17 protein-coding genes are annotated in these 18,351 nt (G+C 59.8%); 1 reads left to right on the top strand and 16 read right to left on the bottom strand.

The genetic code is table 11. The features are described from left to right. Positions 1-165 precede the first annotated feature (165 nt). The gene (locus tag H1204_RS43680; protein ID WP_180736256.1) at positions 166-1,110 is read right to left on the bottom strand and encodes a 2-dehydropantoate 2-reductase; all 945 of its coding nucleotides are present in this window, start codon (positions 1,108-1,110) and stop codon (positions 166-168) included. A gap of 215 nt (positions 1,111-1,325) precedes the next feature. On the opposite strand from H1204_RS43680, the gene H1204_RS43675 reads away from it, so the two are divergent. Beyond that, complete coding sequence (locus H1204_RS43675) at positions 1,326-1,799, top strand: Lrp/AsnC family transcriptional regulator (RefSeq protein ID WP_180736255.1); 474 nt, start codon at positions 1,326-1,328, stop codon at positions 1,797-1,799. A gap of 154 nt (positions 1,800-1,953) precedes the next feature. Here H1204_RS43675 and H1204_RS43670 read toward each other — a convergent pair whose 3' ends face one another. The 15 genes from H1204_RS43670 to H1204_RS43600 all read right to left on the bottom strand — a co-directional run bounded on the left by H1204_RS43670 (position 1,954) and on the right by H1204_RS43600 (position 18,195). Then, positions 1,954-2,838, bottom strand: a complete 885-nt coding sequence (locus tag H1204_RS43670) for an alpha/beta hydrolase (protein WP_180736254.1) — start codon at positions 2,836-2,838, stop codon at positions 1,954-1,956. 200 nt (positions 2,839-3,038) lie between these two features. Continuing rightward, complete coding sequence (locus H1204_RS43665; RefSeq protein ID WP_243469111.1) at positions 3,039-3,770, bottom strand: enoyl-CoA hydratase-related protein; 732 nt, start codon at positions 3,768-3,770, stop codon at positions 3,039-3,041. A 35-nt stretch (positions 3,771-3,805) separates the two neighbouring features. Continuing rightward, positions 3,806-4,684 carry a MaoC/PaaZ C-terminal domain-containing protein gene (locus H1204_RS43660; protein ID WP_180736252.1) on the bottom strand — a complete coding sequence of 293 codons (879 nt, stop codon included), beginning with the start codon at positions 4,682-4,684 and terminating at the stop codon, positions 3,806-3,808. Between the two features lie 27 nt (positions 4,685-4,711). Beyond that, on the bottom strand, positions 4,712-6,088 hold the full coding sequence (locus H1204_RS43655; protein ID WP_180736251.1) for an MFS transporter: 1,377 nt from the start codon (positions 6,086-6,088) through the stop codon (positions 4,712-4,714). A gap of 148 nt (positions 6,089-6,236) precedes the next feature. Further along, on the bottom strand, positions 6,237-7,031 hold the full coding sequence (locus tag H1204_RS43650) for a glucose 1-dehydrogenase (protein ID WP_180736250.1): 795 nt from the start codon (positions 7,029-7,031) through the stop codon (positions 6,237-6,239). Continuing rightward, positions 7,028-8,719, bottom strand: a complete 1,692-nt coding sequence (locus H1204_RS43645) for a class I adenylate-forming enzyme family protein (RefSeq protein WP_180736249.1) — start codon at positions 8,717-8,719, stop codon at positions 7,028-7,030. Before H1204_RS43645 ends, H1204_RS43650 begins: the two co-directional genes overlap by 4 nt. Before the next feature lie 82 nt (positions 8,720-8,801). After that, on the bottom strand, positions 8,802-9,800 hold the full coding sequence (locus H1204_RS43640; RefSeq protein WP_180736248.1) for an NADPH:quinone oxidoreductase family protein: 999 nt from the start codon (positions 9,798-9,800) through the stop codon (positions 8,802-8,804). Between the two features lie 356 nt (positions 9,801-10,156). Next, complete coding sequence (locus H1204_RS43635) at positions 10,157-10,828, bottom strand: 3-hydroxyacyl-CoA dehydrogenase family protein (protein WP_180736313.1); 672 nt, start codon at positions 10,826-10,828, stop codon at positions 10,157-10,159. Positions 10,829-10,830: 2 nt separating this feature from the next. Continuing rightward, complete coding sequence (locus H1204_RS43630; protein ID WP_180736247.1) at positions 10,831-11,706, bottom strand: 3-hydroxyacyl-CoA dehydrogenase family protein; 876 nt, start codon at positions 11,704-11,706, stop codon at positions 10,831-10,833. 70 nt (positions 11,707-11,776) lie between these two features. Further along, positions 11,777-12,943, bottom strand: coding sequence for an acyl-CoA dehydrogenase family protein (locus H1204_RS43625; protein ID WP_180736246.1), 1,167 nt, complete (start codon positions 12,941-12,943; stop codon positions 11,777-11,779). A gap of 11 nt (positions 12,944-12,954) precedes the next feature. Beyond that, a complete protein-coding gene (locus tag H1204_RS43620) occupies positions 12,955-13,701 on the bottom strand; it encodes an SDR family oxidoreductase (protein ID WP_346015801.1) in 747 nt (248 codons plus the stop codon). A 1-nt stretch (position 13,702) separates the two neighbouring features. Further along, positions 13,703-14,473 carry an enoyl-CoA hydratase-related protein gene (locus H1204_RS43615; protein WP_180736244.1) on the bottom strand — a complete coding sequence of 257 codons (771 nt, stop codon included), beginning with the start codon at positions 14,471-14,473 and terminating at the stop codon, positions 13,703-13,705. Further along, positions 14,470-16,155, bottom strand: coding sequence for a class I adenylate-forming enzyme family protein (locus tag H1204_RS43610; RefSeq protein WP_180736243.1), 1,686 nt, complete (start codon positions 16,153-16,155; stop codon positions 14,470-14,472). The genes H1204_RS43615 and H1204_RS43610 overlap by 4 nt, the downstream gene beginning before the upstream one ends. A gap of 19 nt (positions 16,156-16,174) precedes the next feature. Then, positions 16,175-16,954 carry an enoyl-CoA hydratase-related protein gene (locus H1204_RS43605; RefSeq protein ID WP_180736242.1) on the bottom strand — a complete coding sequence of 260 codons (780 nt, stop codon included), beginning with the start codon at positions 16,952-16,954 and terminating at the stop codon, positions 16,175-16,177. An 11-nt stretch (positions 16,955-16,965) separates the two neighbouring features. Then, positions 16,966-18,195 carry a CoA transferase gene (locus tag H1204_RS43600; protein WP_180736241.1) on the bottom strand — a complete coding sequence of 410 codons (1,230 nt, stop codon included), beginning with the start codon at positions 18,193-18,195 and terminating at the stop codon, positions 16,966-16,968. Positions 18,196-18,351 lie beyond the last annotated feature (156 nt).

Below are 18,351 nucleotides of genomic sequence, written 5' to 3'. Positions count from 1 at the left end.
GTGTCAAGGCCCCATGCCCAATGCGTGCGGGCATTTGCGCGCGCGAACTTTACCATCCGGGTCGAGGGGCACAAATGCACCCGGCAGATCTGACCGCCGCCCGGCGCCCGGCGCCCCGCCAGAGTGTGTCGCGCGACGTTTGACCGTTGCGCGACCTCGTCACACTCAGGAGGCCAATCGTTTCGACAACGCGACGTTGCGCTCTACGCCCTTGACGCAGGCAACAAGGGTCCGGTTAACCGGGGTGGGCACGTTGTACTTCTCGCCGAGGCGCACGACCGATCCATTGACGAAATCGATCTCCGTGACGGTACCTTTTTCGACACTTTGCAGCATCGACGGCTTGAATTCAAACGGCAGACCATGGGGAATCCCGTCCCAGATCTCGTACGGATCGTTGACGGCCAGATCGACTCCCATGGTCCTCGCCACCGCAATGCCTTCCGCGACGGCAGCTACACCGCACTCACGCATCCCCGACACCTGAAACAGTTCACCGAAGCTCAGTCGCGTGATGCTGCACAACGCTGCCGTCGCCACGTTGACAAGCAGCTTGTCCCACATCTTGCCGAGGATGTTGTCTTCGGCCTTCACGCGCAAGCCTGCCCGTTCGAACTCAGCGGCGATAAGCAACACCCGCTCCGAGATTTGCCCATCGAGCTCGCCGATCGTCGTCAGTTTGTCGTTCCTGCCCGCAAGCACCACGCCAGGTTCGACGAGAAGACCGCCGATGTAGCTCTTGCCAGCAATCACGCGATCCATGCCAACGATTTCTTTGAGGATTTCTTCATGTCCCAGTCCGTTTTGCAGCGACATCAATACCGTATCGGGACCGAACAGGACCCCCGCTCCCGCCATTGCTGCTTTCGTGTCGAAGGACTTGACGAGCAGAATCACCAGATCCACAGGACCAACCTCGCTGCAATCAGTCGTCACCTTGACGTTGACGGTCCGCGATTTTCCGTCTTCTCGAAGCTCGAGTCCGCGCGTGGCCAACGCCTGATAATGTGCGCCTTCCCGGCATACCAGATAGACATCCGATCCGCCTTCCGCCAGGCAGCCGCCAATCACTGAACCCAACGCACCGGCGCCAAGCACGCAAATCTTCATGTTCTCTCCGTGTTCCATTGATTTGGATACTGCAACGTCGATTCGTGCCGGCCTTTCGAGAGACCAGCGTATCAATTCATTGTCTTCGCCTGCCTGAAGCCCGCTCAATGCCAACGAGTAGGTTACCTAAGTAGTGTCACTATTGTTTGCTGTTTTTGGTACGCCGATAATGATGATCACGCGATGAATCAGCTATTAAGCTCTGGAGTGACGAAATGAATCGTTCGACCCCTACGCTGGACCGGCTTGACCAGCAAATTCTGGTTGCCTTGCAGGCTGACGCGCGCCTGTCCAGCGCCGAACTCTCTGAGAAGGTCAATCTCAGTACGTCACCTTGCTGGCGACGCGTGAAGCGCCTGGAGTCGCTGGGCATCATCACGGGCTATCACGCACGTGTAGACCCCGTTCAACTAGGCTATGTCGTTACAGCGCTCGTGCAGGTTTCACTGATTCAACGCAACGTCGAACACATGCGTGCGTTCGAGATGGCCATCCGGCCACTGCCCGAAGTCATTGCTTGTTACAGCATCTCAGGCGAATACGACTATCAGCTGATCGTGGTTGCGAAATCCCCTACCGAGTTCGGCGACTTCGCACGCAGTCACATCAATGCCTGCCCCAGCGTCAAGGACGTTTGCACGTCATTTGTCGTCAAGGAAGTGAAAGCGCTGATTGCACCGCCGTTGTGAAAAGTCACAAACCTGATTCATTCGACGTAGAGCGCCAGCCGCATCGGACGACGTTCCGTGCACATTCAGCATTCGTAGTGCAGGCAAACTCCACGATCGCTCATGCTGCGACTCCGTATTACGATTCGTGTCACATCATCGCGCTCACGACACGTCAGGCATTGACGAACTTCATGATGGCTGAAGCAAAGGCTTCGGGCGCTTCGGCAGGTATATTGTGGCCGCAGGCGCGCAAGACCTCGTAGTCGTAACCACCGGCAAACCTTCTGGGGTCGGCGCCGCCCGGCGGTTCCACGCCATCGTCTGCACCAACAAGAACGGTACACGGCACGCGAACAGGAGGGAGTACCTGCAAGCGCCTCTCGATCTCCACGTACGCCGGGTCGTCCGGCGCGAGCCCGTAGCGATGCCGGTAGGAATGCAGCGCGACGTCGACAAAATCGGGATTCTCAAACGAGGCGAAGCTACGTTCGAAGTCCTCGTCGCGAAACGCCCAGTTTGGTGACCAGAGCCTCCACAGGTGTCGACAGAACTCTCGCCTGTTGCGCGTGAGACCAGTCCGGCCACGTTCGCTGTGCATGTAGTACTGGTACCAGTATCGCTGCTCCGCTTCGGGCGACGCCGATTCAAGCGCGTCGCGCTCGATGTCCTGCACGGGCACGTTGTTGTCAAGGACGACGCCCTTTGCACGTTCCGGCCAGAGTACCCCGATCAGGGCCGCAATACGTCCGCCCCAGTCGAACCCGGCCAAGGTTGCCGTCTCGATGTTCAGCGCATCGAGGAAAGCCAGCAGATCGCTGACCATTGCCGCCTGTTGCCCGGAGCGAGGCGTGGCTTCGTCGAGGAAGTGCGTCTGGCCGAAGCCTCGCAGATACGGAACATAAACCCGGCAACCCTTTGCCACCAGTATTTTCGTCACGTCGCTGAACGCGTGGACATCGTACGGAAAGCCGTGGAGCAGCACCACAGGCGGACCGGAGACGGGGCCCTCCGCGAGGTACGCTACGTTCAATACGCCTGCCTTCACAAATTCAGTCATCAGATTCCTGCAGATAATCATTGGCTGGCCCGATCAGCGAAAACCGGGTGACACGTTTCGCGGCGCTTCGGCGGCCACGGCTGCATCAGCATCGCAAAGCGCCGGGTTGTTCTAAATCGAGGCCATTCTAGTTGCCGCTTACCTCGTTCGACTTTCAGCTTTCTGCCATCGTTGTCGAATGGCTGACTTCCTTTGCACCTTCACTTGCCCTTCCAGACGGGTTGCCGCCGTTGGGTAAATGCGCTGATGCCCTCGGCCGCGTCACTGCTCTCCCACAACTCGCCCAGCACCTCGTGCCGCCATACGGATGCCCCCGTCACCCCCGCCTCCGCCATGCCCCGCATGACCACGGCCTTGGTCGCCTCGATCGCGAGCGGCGCACCGGCGACAATTGCCGATGCATAGCGCAACGCCGTGTCAAGCAATACGCTTTCGTGCACCACGTCGTTGACCAGCCCGAAACGAAGCGCTGTCGCGGCATCGATCGTCTCGCAGGTCAACAGCATCTGCATCGCGAACTTGAAGGGAATGTGCTGCGCTAAACGTTGCAGTCCGCCCTCGATTGCTGCCAGCCCAACGCGAGGCTCCGGAAAGCCGAATCGGGCCGATTCCACCGCCACCGCGATGTCACACGCGAGCAGAATCTCCACGCCGCCTCCGAGGGCAAAACCATTCACGGCCGCGATAACGGGTTTGCGCAGATCGAATCTGCGGCTGAGTCCCGCGAAACCCGAAATGGGCTTACGGTCAGGATCCACGTCGTCCTTGATGTCGCTGCCGGCGCAGAAGGCCTTGTCCCCCGCGCCCGTAACGATTGCGACCCGAAGTGAAGGATCATCCTCGAAGTCGTCAAATATGCGACCGAGTTCATGATGTGCTTCGACGTTGAGGGCGTTGCGTGCGTCGGGACGGTCGATGGTAACGATCAGCACAGGACCGCGCCTTTCGCACGTGGTGAACTTGAGATTCATAGGGCGTCTTCAGAAGTTTTGAACAGAAACAATCCGTGGTCGATTACAACTGCCTCACGTGAAGGGACGCGAACACGGAATCGGACGGATCCCGCTCCGACATGCCACACGTCGATGCTCAACCGATCGCCAGGAAAAACGGGAGCCGTAAAGCGCACTTCCAGATGTCGCACGGCGCCTGGATGATCCGGGACAAGAAGACGTACGAGCGACAACACGGTCGTGCCGAAGGTGCACATTCCGTGCAGGACGGGACGGTCGAATCCCACCGCGCGTGCGACGGAGGGATCGACGTGCAACGCGTTGTCGTCGCCGGTCAGGCGATAGAGCAATGCCGCGCGCGGCGAAATCACCACGGACACCTCGTGATCGGGCGGCGTCTGCGGCATGGGTTCGATCTCCCGCGATGGAGGACGGGGCCCACCGAAGTTGCCTTCGCCCCTGCAGAATTCCGTGCAACGGAGCGTCGCGACGGGAGCACCGCTTTGCGCGTCGACAATGTCGCGCACGGTTACCATGATTGCTCCGCGGTTGTCGCCACGGTCGTAGACCTCTTCCACGCGGTTGCGGCCGATCACGCAACCTTCCGGATCCAGTGCACGATGCAGCGTGACGCTTTGCTCCACGTGCAGCACGGACTTCCAGTCCAGACCCGTTGCCGGGTTCCTTAACCAGAAGCCGGGATATCCGAGCACGACAGCCATCGAGGGGACCACAAGCAGATCCCGTTCGTACACGTAGCGCAATGCCAGATTGTCGGCAGGGCTTTCGCCTGCACCCACGCTCAACGCGTACAGGATCGTTTCTTGCGTCCCGTAGCGATAAGCGACATCGTCAAAGCGCCAATGTTTGAGCGTCGAATAATCGATAGTCACTGGTTTTCCTCGTGTCGCGCCGCCATCCTACCGGCCAGAGTCGGCCGCAGGCCGTCCTACGAGCGGAACTGGACCGCTCGTGTCCGCGCTCGCGTCGATCTGATCGGGCTTTTCGTCGATCTCCGCCATATAGGTCTCTCGCGCCGCCGAAATGGCAATCAGTGAAAGAGCGCCACCGAGCATGATGTACAGGGCGAGTGGCCAAGATGCGCCGAAAGATGCAATCAACGCGGCGGCGACGAAGGGCACGGGACCACTTGTCATCAGGCCACCCACCTGATACCCAATGGCCGAGCCCGTGTAGCGCAGTCGAGTCTCGAACTGCTCGGGCATAAAGCTCGCGATGGGGCTGTATGTGCACGCATGCAGAACGGGCAGCGCCAGTTGCAACGCAAGGAAGATCCCCAGCGCGGAGCCCCGGTCGATCAGCCAGAAAAACGGAAACGCCCCGAGCACCATCAATACGGAGCCGCCCAGCAGGACCGGTCGACGGCCTATCCGGTCCGCGAGCATCGCGAATAGCGGAATCGTGAATATCTGCACGAACGCAGCGGCGCAAATGGCACCCAGTACGACATCGCGTGAAACACCGGTATGTTCCGGCGCATAGCGCAACACGAAAACCGTCGCGATGTAGAACAGGATGTTCGGCGAAGCAATCGCAAAGATCGTGACCAACAGTGGGCGCCAAGCCGTCGTGACCACTTCGGCAGCAGGAAAGCGCGCCTCCTCATTGCGTTCCTTCACTGCGGCAAACGCTGGGGTTTCTTCGATTTTCAGACGGATATACAGGCCGAGCAGCACCAGAATTGCACTGGCGACGAACGGCACTCTCCAGCCCCAGCTCATCATGTCGGCGACAGGCAGCTTTTGCACGAAATAGAACGAAGCCGTTGCAAGTACCAGCCCCGCGGGAATCCCACATTGCGGCCAGCTTCCGTAAAAGGCACGCTTGCGCGCGGGAGCGTGTTCTACGGCCATGAGCACCGCGCCACTCCACTCCCCACCGATAGCGATGCCCTGCATGATCCGGCAGAACACGAGCAATACGGGTGAAAGCAAACCCGCCTGCTCGTAGGTTGGTAGCAGCCCGACGGCCGCCGTCGATACCCCGACGATGGAGAGGCTCAGCACCAGCATGGTTTTCCGGCCCAGCCGGTCGCCGAAGTGACCGAATACGATACCTCCAATGGGGCGGGCGACGAACGCAGCCCCAAATGCCGCGAACGATGCCAACGTCCCGATCAACGGATCAAGGTTCGGAAAGAATATCTTGTTGAATACTAAGGCTGCCGCAGTGCCGAAAAGGAAGAAGTCGAAGTATTCGATCAACGTTCCGATAAAGCTAGCTGCGGCAACCTTGACGATGCCAATCCGGCCCAAAGGTTTTACTGTGTTTTCCATGATTGTCTCCTCCGCGCTGCGCGATCAGGTTCGCCAGCGGCTCCGGTGTGCGCCGCATTTCATCGATGCGCTACATCACGGGCGTGAACTGCACCAAAGATCAGGCAACGTACAGGCGCCGTCGTGAAGCCCGTACGCTGCCACGCGGTTACTTCACCATCAAACCTCCGTCCACGACCATGGCCGCACCGTGAATGAAATCCGCACCCGGGCCGCAAAGGAACAGCGCGACACAAGCAATGTCTTCGGGACGTCCAAGGCGACCGGCCGGGACACGCTTGAGTGTTTTGACGAGCTTCGAATCGGGATCAGCGAGCACATCCTCGGTCATCGCGGTCTCGATCATCCCCGGACATATCGCATTCACACGGATGCCGGAGCGGCCATAGTCAAAAGACAACTGCCGTGTGAATCCGATAACAGCATGCTTGCTCGACGTATACGCGGCGCCCCCACCCCCGGCTTGGAATCCAGCGATCGACGCCATGTTGACAATCACGCCCGACCGGCGTTCGAGCATGTCCGGCAGCAACGCATTTGTGAGGCGATACATTGCCTTGACATTGATCTCGAACACCCTGTCCCAGAGCGACTCCGCGGTATCCAGACTTCGCGCATAGCCATCGAGATAACCGGCTGTATTGCACAGCGTGTCGATAACGCCGAACGCCTGTTTCCCGGCAGCGACAGCCTGATCGACCTGCTCCGGCACGGTCAGATCCACGGTCTTGCACATCAGTCGCTCAGCGTGGTCGGGCAAGCTCGCATAAAGCCGCTGCAAACCTGTATCGTCGATGTCGAGCGCGACGACGCTCGCGCCCGCGTCGAGAAAGAGTTCCACCTGTGCCTTCCCGATTCCGGAAGCAGCGCCGCTGATGCAGACAACGCGCCCCCGCAGATCCACCAGGTCAGCCGGAGATTTGAGCGTCGGTTCCCACGTCATAGCGAAGTCTCCTTGCGTCCTGTCCAACGCACGGGCTGTGGCACCAGTTGGCCGGCTCGGACTTGAGTGGTCAGTTCCCGCTTGAGAATCTTGCCGCTCGCCGTCATCGGAAATTCGCGCATACAGATGAAGTACTCCGGCATGTCGTACTTCGACAGACCTGCATCGAACAGATGCGCCAACATCTCGTCGGGGGGCACGTCCTCGCCGTCAACGGCAATGATGCCAAGGCAAACCTTCTCTCCCAGCCGGTCGTCCGCCACCGGAAAGGCTGCAGCCTTCATGACACGGGGATGGGTAATCGCCAGCCCCTCGATTTCGGCCGGATAGATGTTGTGACCACCACGGATGATCAGATCCTTGAGGCGCCCAATGATCTCTAGATCACCCTTCTCGTTGAAGCGGCCGAGGTCGCCGCTCATGAACCATCCCAGCGAATTGAACGACGTGCGCGTCGCCGTCTGGTTGCCGAAATAGCCCAGCATCAGCGAAGCGCCGCGCCCCCCTATTTCGCCAATCTCGCCTTGCGGCACTTCGACGTCACGGTTGTCCGCGCGAAAGATGTGCAGTTCGTAGCAGGCGTTACCCCGGCCCACCGTCTGCCCCACAGTCGCGACCAGCGTCTCAAAATCGTCTGTAGGCAGCGTCGACGTGTGCGAACCGTTCTCCGACATGCCATAGGTGTTTTTCGGCTTGATGCCGCGATCAAGCAGGCGACGCGCGAGCTCCGCCGGTATCGCCGCGCCAGAAAGATAGAAGACGCTCACGTTGCCCAGACGGTCGAGATTTCGGGCATCGAGCTCGACCAGGATGTCGATCGCATGGGTCGGCACACCCATCACGTAACTTGCGCCGGATTCGATGATCCGGTCGAGAGGCTTCTCGCCCTTTCGTAAATCGTTGACGACCATTTCGCAGCCGCTTGCCAGACACTGTTCGAGCCCGACCGTCGCAAGGTGGTGACTTTGCGGACCGAGACAATACATGATCGTTTCGCAGGTGTGCGCCCAGTCGGCCACCATCGCACGACCGTTTGCGAGGAGCGTGTTGTCGCTGTGCATCAGCACCTTGGGCGCACCCGTCGTACCCGACGTGAAAGCGAGGTACGTCACCTTGTCTGGATTGTCGTTGACTGGCGGAGGCGTCAGCGAGCTCTCGACTCCGGGAAATGGGCTGGTACCGTTCGGCAACTGGCTCGAGCCTTCCGCGGGAAACGCATAGACACGGCGCACCCCTTCAAGTGTTTTGACACTGTCGAAAATGCTTTTGCGATCCGATCCCGACCCGTAGCCGTCCTGTCCCACGAAGGCAGCGACGTTGCATCGCTGCAGCAGGGTGAGCACCTCGTCGACCGTATGGTTCTGATGCAGTGACAGGGTGCAAACGTAGCCATTTCTCGAGCAGGCAAGCATCAGGACCCAGCATTCGACACGATTGGGCAACCAGCTCGCGACAATATCGCCCGTCTTCACACCCGCTTCATGAAGGTCCGCTGCAACGGAGTCAGCCCAGCGAGCAAGTTCCTGCCAGGTAAGGCGTCGGTACGCATCACGGAAAGCGTAGTGTCCGGGGCGAGCACCCGCGTGCCTGCTAGCGAGGGTATAGAACGTATCGTCTTGCCACAGGCCGCGTTCGTAGAACTCTCGCGCCAGTCGCGGATCATGCAAGGTCAGCATGTTCGACCGCATTTAAGTCTCCTAAATTATTCGAATTCTTTTTTTCATTTTTGACCGGCCTCCATGAAAGGGGCCGACTAACGAAATAGCTGGTCTATCGACTACGACCCACTGCGACCACTACCTTGCCGCGCACCTTGCCATCTCGAACGAGCACCATCGCATCCGCCGCTTCCACGAACGCAAACGTACGCATCACGACGGGACGCACATGGCCTTCATGCCACAGCCTGAACAGATCGCCCTGAGCCGCACGCACCTTCTCCGGTGTTCGATCCCGATAGTCGCTCCACTGAAGGCCGGAGACGGAAATGTTCTTGAGCAGCAGATAGTTGACCTTGAGAGTCGGAATATCCCCAGCCGCAAAGCCGATCACGACAACACGACCACACCACGCGGTTGCCCGCAATGCGCCTGCGAAGAACTCCGCTCCGAGCGGGTCCAGCACGACATCCGCACCACGCCCCTCCGTCACCGCATGGACCTGGTCGCGAATGCTCTCGCGCAGGTTACCGCCCGACAGATCGATGACATGATGCGCACCCGACGCCCGTACCACCTTCGCCTCTTCCTCGTTACGAACGGCGGCAAGTACGGTTGCGCCGTGTCCAACAGCGATCTGCACGGCGGCAAGCCCCACGCCGCCTGCTGCGCCTCCAATCAGAACATTTTCGCCGGCCTTGTACTGGCCGCGCTCCATCAGTGCAAACCACGCAGTCTGGTACACGAGCCCCATGGCTGCGGCGTCTTCGAAACTCATTCCTTCGGGCATGCGGAACGATTGCGAGGGTGTTGTCAGCGCCTGCTCGGCAAGGGCGCCGAACTCGATCTGCGACATGATCCTGTCACCTGCCGCGTATTCGGTTACCCCGTCGCCGACGGCGCGCACTACCCCTGCGAAGTCCTTCCCAGGGGTAAATGGCCTCTCCGGCAGTAACTGGTAGGCACCCGAAACGACCAGCACATCCGGAAAGTTAATGCCGGACGCCTGTACATCGATCAGCATCTGGCCGTGTCCCGGTGAAAGCGCCGGAATGTCCTCGATCTTCATCGAAGACGGCTCACCATGTTCATGTACTCGATAACTCCGCATGACTGCGCCTTTGAATATGGAAAATGGATGGTTGAATGAAAAGGCCGCTTACAAACAAGGCAATTGCCATGCCAATCGAACCAAACGCTTGCTGTTTAAGTGCACATCAGGGTCGAGAGGACAAATGCAGCAGGTTCGCCTGTGGCAATGTCTTTGTGCGCTCCACGAAGCGCGAGGCTATGTCGTCCGGAACGACACTCGATCGTCGTCCGGCGGGACCGTCACATCGTTCGTGAAGGTCACACCGTCGAGTGCGCGACTGCGGCACCGCACGCGATTCGACATCCCCTCACCTGTGAATCGACATGCGGAAAAGCGCGTGCGCGCCGGCGGTTGGCCAGCGTTCGCACAGTGCGCTATCTGTCCACAAGCTTTGCCCGATTGAAGGCATTGATTGCCCGTCGAGCCGGCGCATACGCCGAGTCACCCAGCGCCTCATACAAAGCCTGCGTGATGGTGTAGTGATGTTCGAGCCCGGTACGCTCGAGCAATCCAATCGGCCCTTCGGGATAACCGAGGCCTAGGCGTAGCGTCATGTCCATGTCCGACGCAGTAGCGAGCTTTTCGTCCAGTCGACGCAGTGCTGCGTTGTAATAGGGGCGCACGAGGCGATCGACGATGCGGCCCGGGAAATCCCCACACACTGCGACGACGAACCCCGCGTCCTCGAAGACCTTGCGCGCCGCCGTCAACGCAACCGCATCGGGATGGGCGGGCACAACCAGTTCGATGAGATTGCTCGGGGACGAACTGCCGAGGCGAAAGCGAGCGAATCCGAATGTTTTCGCTGCCTGTGCAACGTCGCGACTGGTCGCAGTTTCGTCGACGTAAACGCCGAGACATTCCGTCGCCAGTTCGATCAGTGCGAATTCAGCGTGGCCCAGGTCGGGGCTGTCCCGAACGAACGACTGACCGGCATTGGCGCCCAGGTATACCGGCGAGTGGGCAGACTGGTCTGCCGAATCGATAAAGGCGTGAGCCTCGGGAAAAGAACGGCTCTCGCCGGTACGAATGATTTGGTAGGACATGATCACGCTCCAAACATCTTGTTATCGCCGTATTGATGGAAGCCTTTGCCGCTCTTCTTGCCGAGGCTCCCTGCGGCGATCATCCGTCGCACGACCGGCGGGCAAGCGGCGCGGGGCTCATGGGTCAACCCATGCATCGCTTCGCACAGCAGGCGCTGCGTGTCCATACCGATAAGGTCGAGCAACTCGAGCGGTCCCATCGGATAGCCAAGGGCAGTCTTGATCGCCTTATCGATGTCCGCGGGCGACGCCACACCTTGCTCCACCAGACGGATTGCGTCGTTGTTGAACGGAATCAGGAAGTAGTTCAGGATGAATCCCGGCGTGTCCTGCGTCTTGACTGGCTTCTGACCGAGGGCGAGTGCGAATTCCCACGCCTTCGCGAACGCTACCTCCGAGGTGTTCAGCCCAGACGACATCTCGATGAGTTTCATCAGTTGCGCAGGCAGGCAAAAATGCATGCCGACGAACCGGTCGGGCCGTCCGGAACCACCCGCGATTTCGGTAATGGCGATAGTAGATGTGTTCGATGCGAACAACGTGTGCTCGCCACAGATCGTGTTGAGCTTACCGAAGAGATCATGCTTGACGCTCAGTTCCTCGAACACAGCCTCGATCACAATATCGCAATCGGCCATGTCTTCGAGCCGGGTCGTACCTCGCCAGCGCGCCATAATCTCGGGTACTGCATCGGCGGGAAGCTTCCCGCGCTCTGCCGATTTCCGCAAAAACGCTTCCGTCTGTGTACGCGCACGATCCAGCGCGTCCTGGCGTGTGTCGTAGACCTTTGTCGCAAAGCCAGCTCGCGCCGCGACAATCGCGATGCCCGTACCCATCGTGCCGCTTCCCGCTACCCCAACCGTTCTGATATCTGTCACGTCCGTCTCCTTTGTCGACCAGAGTTGGCGCTCTAGTTCCTTACTCTGGTCCGATGCAAGTTATTGCGGTTCATTTCTCGATGAAGCTGCGTCCGATCAACTGGCGATGCACCTGATTCGTACCCTCCCAGATCTGGGTGATCTTCGCATCGCGCATGAGGCGTTCGACGCGGTAGTCCGAGCAGTAGCCATAACCGCCCAGGAGTTGAACAGCATCCGTCGTAATTCGCATGGCTGCATCAGTGGCGCGCATCTTCAGTATCGAAGCCTCGATACCGAAATCCGATTCGCCGGCGTCCACCATTTCCGCGACCCGCCATAGCCACGATTCGCACAGCGCAAGCTCAGCCGCCATGTCGGCAAGCATGAACTGGATACCCTGAAACTCGATGATGCGACGCCCCGACTGCTTGCGTTCGTTGATGTATGCGACCGCGTCTCCGAACGCTGCCCGCGCGATACCGAGCGCATGCGCCGCGACACTCGGACGTGAACGGTTGAGCGATCCGAACAGGATCTTCAGCCCTTCTCCAGGCTGGCCCATCAGGTTGGACCGCGGCACCCGGCAGTTCTCGAACGACAAGGTCGCCGTACCTGAGGCGCGGGTGCCCATCTTGTGTTCGGTGCCCAGTACCGACAGGCCCGGCGTGCCCTTCTCCAGGATCAATACCGAAATCGCCTTCTTCGGGTCGTCGATGCCCGACCATTTTCCGAACAGAAGGTAGATATCGGCGACATCGCCGTTCGTGATAAATGTCTTGCCGCCGTTGATGACGATGTCGTCACCATCCTCGCGGAACGACGTCGTCATGCCCGTGGCGTCCGACCCGGCATTCGGCTCGGTGATGGCCAGCGCGACCAGCGCGCCCTCCGCGACACGGGGCAGAAATTTCTGTTTCAGGGCTGCGCTGCCATATTGGACGATCGGCTTGGCCGCATGAAAGTTCGTCGCCCAGATGATGCCCGTGGAAGCACACGCCTCCGATATCACCTTCACACACGACACGTAACAGGCGAAGGACAGCGGTGCCCCACCGTACTCCTCTGGCACGAACATCGCGTTGAGCCCGAGTTCGTTGATCGCCTTCACGTTGTCCCACGGGAATTCGCCCGTACGATCGTATTCGGCAGCGCGCGGAGCCAGTTGCTCTTTCGCGAGCTTGTTCACGCTGTCGAGCACCATCCTTTCTTCATCGCCCAGCTTGACCCGTGCGTCCAACCGTTCCAATACATTCATTTTCGTGCCCCTTAGAGCGCCATACCTTGTCCACCGTCCACGTACAGGGTCTCCCCCGTCATGAACGTGCCGGCCTCGCCAAACAGCGAAACGACCAGATGTGCGACGTCGTCCGCCTCACCGGGTTTGCCTATCGGAATGCGCTTCTCAAGGAAGTTGCGAAGGCTCTCGCCGGACATCTCCTCGCGATTCAGATCCGTCACGATGTATCCCGGCGCCACGTTCAAAACACGTACGCCGTATCGGGCCCATTCGACCGCGAGGCAGCGGGTGATCGCGCCGACGGCCGCTTTCGAAGCGCAATACGCAGCGTTTCGCTTGACGCCGATCTTGTCGAAGAACGAGCCGATATTAACGACCATGCTCGTGCCCGCCTCGCTCAGATAAGGCAGCGCGACCTGGCTCACGGAGAACAGCGCGGTCGCGTTGGTGGACATCACTCGCTCGAAGTCCGCGACTGCGAATTCACTCGACGCCCCGTCGAGGTGAATCCCCGCATTGTTCACGAGTCCGACGATCGGCACCGGGGATTGCTGCGCGACAGTCTTAAAGGCCGCTTCGAGCTGGGCACGGTCGTTGATGTCACACGTCACGGGAATCCACCGGGAGCGGAGTTCATCGTCTGCAGAGGCGCGCTGCGGGAATCCTCCCGTTCGAGAGAGACATGCGACTGTGAACCCTGCCCGTGCCAGCGCTTCCGCGATTGCTGCACCGATACCCCGGCTGGCGCCCGTTACTACTACACATCCTTTTTTCATATCAGGCATCCTTGAATTGAGGAGCACGTTTTTCGACGAATGCACGCATACCTTCGACGGCGTCCGCCGTGCGGTAGGCCAGCGTCGACAGGTCTGCCTCGATGCGAAGACCCTCCTGCAGGCTCACGCCTGCAGAACGCTGAACTGCTTCGCGGGCGAACAACGACGCGCAGCGGCTGTACGGCGTGAACTGCCGCGCGAATTCGGCGCCGATTACCCTGGCGTCGGCGCTCTCGACGATCTTGTTGACCAGCCCGATGCGCAGCGCTTCGTCGGCATCCACAGTCCTGCCCGAGAGGATCAGTTCCAGTGCCCTCGCCTCACCGATTAACCGCGGCAAACGTTGGGTGCCGCCGTAGCCGGGGATCAGGCCAAGCTTGATCTCAGGCAGCCCCATCTTTGCCTTGGGGGTAGCAACGCGAAACGTGCAGGCCAAAGCGAGTTCGAGTCCGCCGCCGAACGCATAACCATGCACGACGGCAATCGACGGAACCGGCAAACGATCCAGCTTCGCGAATACCGCCTGGCCGAATTCAGCACCCTTGCGCTCCTGCATGAGATTGCGGTCAGCCAGTTCCTTGATATCGGCGCCCGCGCAAAAGGCTTTCTCACCGCTACCGGTGACCACTAGCACGCGTGCATCGGAGACAGCCACCTGGTCAATCGCATCCGAGATCTCCTTGAGCACGTCGAAGCTCAGTGCGTTGAGTGCCTCGACGCGATTCAGGGTGAGATACGCGAGAGAATCTTCAAACGTGAGTTGGACCGTCATGTCCGTGCTCCTGCGACGTGTTCTGCGACATAGCGCACCGCGATCGGCTGGATTTCGCCGGCGGCGACCTTTTCGACCAGCGTGCGCTTGAGGATCTTGCCGCTTGCGGTCATCGGAAACGCTGCTATATCAATGAAATACTCCGGCATGTCGTACTTCGACAATCCGGCCTCCGCCAGCCAGGCGAGCAAGGCGTCTGGATGCACGCTGCGCCCAGGCTTGCAAATGACAGCAAGGCACACCTTTTCGCCGAGCCGCTCGTCCGCAACGGAAAAGGCCGCAGCCCGCTCTAGATCCTGATGCCGCATCGCGAGTTCCTCGATACGCGCAGGGTGGATGTTGTGGCCGCCCCGGATGATCAGATCTTTCTTGCGGCCCACGATCTTCAGGCAACCATCCTCGGTGAACACGCCCAGGTCACCGCTCATGAACCAGCCATGGCGGTTAAACGAGCGCTCGGTCGCCACCTGATTGCTGAAGTAACCGAGCATGAGCAGACCGCCGCGTCCTCCAATCTCGCCGACCTCGCCAGGGCGTGCTTCCGTATCCGGATCGTCCTGACGCCACAGCTTCACTTCATAACCATTGCACGAACGACCGCACGTGGAGACGATGGTGTCCGCCGTATCGTCGGGCACCGTGTACTGATGCGATCCGTTTTCCGTCATCCCGTAGACGTTCTGCGGCGTGACACCAAGGTTGACGAACCTTTGTGCGACGTCGCGCGGTATGGGAGCACCCGCCATGTAGAACGATTTCACCTTGCCGATCTCGCGCAGCCCGCGCTTCCCGATCTCTGCGAGCACGTCCATCGCATGGGTCGGCACCCCCATGACATAGGTCGCGCCCGTCTCAACGATCCAGTCGAGACCCTTACGTCCGACAAGCGGGTCCGTCATGGCCAGTTCGAATCCGACTGCCAGCATCTGCTCGATGGCAACCGTCGCGATGTGATGGCTCATCGGGCTTAGCGAAAGCAGCACGGTGTCGGTCGTGCGAGCCCAGTCGTAGGTCAGCGCACGGCCGTTGGCCAGCAGTGTGTTGTCGCTATGCATGACGCCCTTGGGCGAACCTGTAGTGCCCGAGGTAAACGCGAGATAGACGATCTTGTCGGGATTGAGATCCGGCGCACGCGTAAGTGCGGGAGGCACGCGCTCGGGAAAAGCCGCGATGCCCTCCAACTCGCAACGCCCGCCAATGTGCCGGTCGAGCGAGTAAACCGCGCTCAGATGGGCGATTGATTGGGTCCGCGCGAAAATCGAATGGCGATCACCGTCCGCGCCATAGCCCGGCGCCGCAAACAGCGCACGGCAATCGATCTGCTCGAGAAGCAGCGCAATTTCGTCGACTGTGTAGTTCTGATGCAGCGATGGACAACACACGTAGCCGTTTCGGGAGCATGCCAGGAAGACGATCACTGTCTCGACGACGTTGGGCAACCAGACACCTACCCTGTCGCCGGCACGAAGTCCCGCGCGGTGCAGGGATTCCGCGACGCTATCGGCCCAATCTACCGTTTCCCGCCAGGTCAGCCGCAGTTCAGCGTCGCGCAACGCGCACGACGTTGGCGTCTCACGCGCATGACGCCGTGCCAGCGTGTAGAGCGTGTCCTGCTGCCAGACACCCGAAAGATAGTACTCGCGCGCTGTCTCGGGATTATGAAGTGTCAGGATGTTTTGCATGATGTCCTACCCTCGAATCTCAGTGACCGAACTTCGCGGCATCCGGCTCCCGGCGCTCGGCAAACGCGGCTGCGAGTTCATCGTGCTCCTGAGAATCAAGGTAGCCGCGCAACAACAGATCGTGCGCCATCCGCGAGAGCCCGCTGACTCCCCCGTGACGGGCATTGAAGGCACCCTTGATCGACGCGAGGGCGAATGCGCCGCGCTGTGCAACCTCGAGCGCGTACTCCCGTGTGGCAGCCTTCAGCTGATCGTCGGGCACCACCTTGTTGATCAGCCCCATTTCGAGCGCCTCGTGAGCCAGAATCTTGGGGTTGCGATACCAGATGTCCTTCGCGCGCTTCTTGCCCACCAGATCCTCGAGGTACCACGTGCCGTAGCCGCCGTCGAAACTGCCAACCATGGGTCCGACCTGGCGGAACACCGCGCTCTCCTTCGCAATCGTGAGGTCGCAGACGACCTGAAGCACATTACCCCCGCCTACCGCATATCCGTTGACCGATGCGATAACCGGCTTTTGCAGACGATCGATGCTTTCGTACATCTCGAGCGTCGGTAACACGCCGGCGTACAGTGTCGAATCCTGCATGCCGTCCTTGCGACCGCCCGTGCAGAAGAACTTGTCGCCCGCGCCCGTAATCACGATCACCCGCGTGCGTGTCTCACGACGGATCGCGTTGATACAGTCGCGAATCTCGTGACACATGCGCTCCGTGAACATGTTGCCATCGTGCGGACGGTTCAGCGTGATCGTGCCGATGGGACCCTCTTCTTCGTACGTGATTTCCTCGAATTGCATCAGTGTCTCCTTCAAACAATACCTTCGTTTCTGAGGTTGGCCAGTGTGGCCTCTTGAATACCCAACCGTTCCTGCAACACTCGAACAGTGTCCTGTCCAAGTGTTGGCGGCGGGCGGCGATGCACTGCACTCTGCCCATCGAACTTGATGCCCAGTCCCACCTGAGGGACCAGCCCGTACTCGCCGTCGACGGCATAGAACAGGCCGTCGTCAAGCAGATGTGGGTCGGCAACGACCTGATCGACGCGATTGATCGGACCCGCAGGAATCCGGTATTCAGCAAACAATGCGAGCCAATGTGCACGCGGCCGCGTCTTCAGCACTTCGCTGATGGCGGCCACGATCTCCGACCTGGCATCGCGCCGCGCAGCGTTGGTCCGGAATTTTTCCAAGGCGCCATATTCTGCTGAATCCACTGCCTTCCAGAACCGCGCCCAGATCGCGTCATTACCGAGGCCAAGCGTAATTGGATCGTCTGCCGTATCGAATACCTGGTAGACGGCGATCACTGAATCACGGCCGCCGGACCGTGTCACCCGGTCGCCCGAACCCAGGTAAGGCACGATGCGCGGCGACATGAAGCGCACCATGCTCGCGACCATCGAGACATCCACCTGCTTGCCGACCTGAGTCCGTTGACGCTCGATCACGGCTGCGAGCGTGGCGAGCGCAACGTCCTGTCCGGCGAGCAGGTCCGCTGCAGGCGTTCCCACCTTCTGCGGGCCCGATTCCGGCTCGCCCGTCAAATCCATCACACCAGAATAGCCTTCTGCTACGAGGTCGTAACAAGGCAACGCAGATCGAGCGCCCGACACGCCGAAGCCCGTGAGCGAGACGTGAATCAATCGGGAATTGAGCGCGTGCAGTCTGTCAAAGTCCAGCCCCAGCTTTTGCTGAACCTTCGGCACCATGTTCAGCACGATCACATCGCTTTGCAGTACCAAGTCGTCGAGTATCGCCTGACCTTCGGGCCTGCTGACATCGAGCGTCACGCTGGCCTTATTCCGATTCACGCTGAGATACCACAGCGATTCCCCGTCGAGAAACGGAGGGCCCCACGCCCGCGTATCGTCGCCCCCACCGACCTTCTCGATCTTCGTGACCTCAGCGCCCAGATCTGCGAGTAGCTGAGTCGCATAGGGACCAGCAATCGAGGTGGTCATGTCCAGGACCCGCAAGCCCTCCAGCAAGCGAAGTCCCTCATTGCCCTGCATTCTTGGAAGTTTTTCGAGTTGGCTCATCACGTCTCCTGCTTTTGTTGATGACTCAATCTGCAAGAGGTATGCCAACTTGGCGCTGCTGAAACCGCGACCGGGTCAACATGGCTCTGTATCAGGGATTTACACCGACTGTGTAGTGAATGTCTTTCTCTCGAATGGCGTCTCGAATACAATGAA

The sequence above is a fragment of the Paraburkholderia sp. PGU19 genome (genome assembly GCF_013426915.1).
Lineage (GTDB): Bacteria > Pseudomonadota > Gammaproteobacteria > Burkholderiales > Burkholderiaceae > Paraburkholderia.
The sequence above is the reverse complement of the archived record's forward strand: the minus strand, read 5'-3'. Positions and strand labels throughout refer to the sequence as shown.

Coding starts and splice junctions, on each gene's coding strand:
- H1204_RS43680 (WP_180736256.1), bottom strand. CDS start 1,110: ATGAAGATTTGCGTGCTTGGCGCCGGTGCGTTGGGTTCAGTGATTGGC.
- H1204_RS43670 (WP_180736254.1), bottom strand. CDS start 2,838: ATGACTGAATTTGTGAAGGCAGGCGTATTGAACGTAGCGTACCTCGCG.
- H1204_RS43605 (WP_180736242.1), bottom strand. CDS start 16,954: ATGCAATTCGAGGAAATCACGTACGAAGAAGAGGGTCCCATCGGCACG.
- H1204_RS43655 (WP_180736251.1), bottom strand. CDS start 6,088: ATGGAAAACACAGTAAAACCTTTGGGCCGGATTGGCATCGTCAAGGTT.
- H1204_RS43620 (WP_346015801.1), bottom strand. CDS start 13,701: ATGAAAAAAGGATGTGTAGTAGTAACGGGCGCCAGCCGGGGTATCGGT.
- H1204_RS43615 (WP_180736244.1), bottom strand. CDS start 14,473: ATGACGGTCCAACTCACGTTTGAAGATTCTCTCGCGTATCTCACCCTG.
- H1204_RS43675 (WP_180736255.1), top strand. CDS start 1,326: ATGAATCGTTCGACCCCTACGCTGGACCGGCTTGACCAGCAAATTCTG.
- H1204_RS43635 (WP_180736313.1), bottom strand. CDS start 10,828: ATGTCCTACCAAATCATTCGTACCGGCGAGAGCCGTTCTTTTCCCGAG.
- H1204_RS43650 (WP_180736250.1), bottom strand. CDS start 7,031: ATGACGTGGGAACCGACGCTCAAATCTCCGGCTGACCTGGTGGATCTG.
- H1204_RS43600 (WP_180736241.1), bottom strand. CDS start 18,195: ATGAGCCAACTCGAAAAACTTCCAAGAATGCAGGGCAATGAGGGACTT.
- H1204_RS43610 (WP_180736243.1), bottom strand. CDS start 16,155: ATGCAAAACATCCTGACACTTCATAATCCCGAGACAGCGCGCGAGTAC.
- H1204_RS43625 (WP_180736246.1), bottom strand. CDS start 12,943: ATGAATGTATTGGAACGGTTGGACGCACGGGTCAAGCTGGGCGATGAA.
- H1204_RS43645 (WP_180736249.1), bottom strand. CDS start 8,719: ATGCGGTCGAACATGCTGACCTTGCATGATCCGCGACTGGCGCGAGAG.
- H1204_RS43640 (WP_180736248.1), bottom strand. CDS start 9,800: ATGCGGAGTTATCGAGTACATGAACATGGTGAGCCGTCTTCGATGAAG.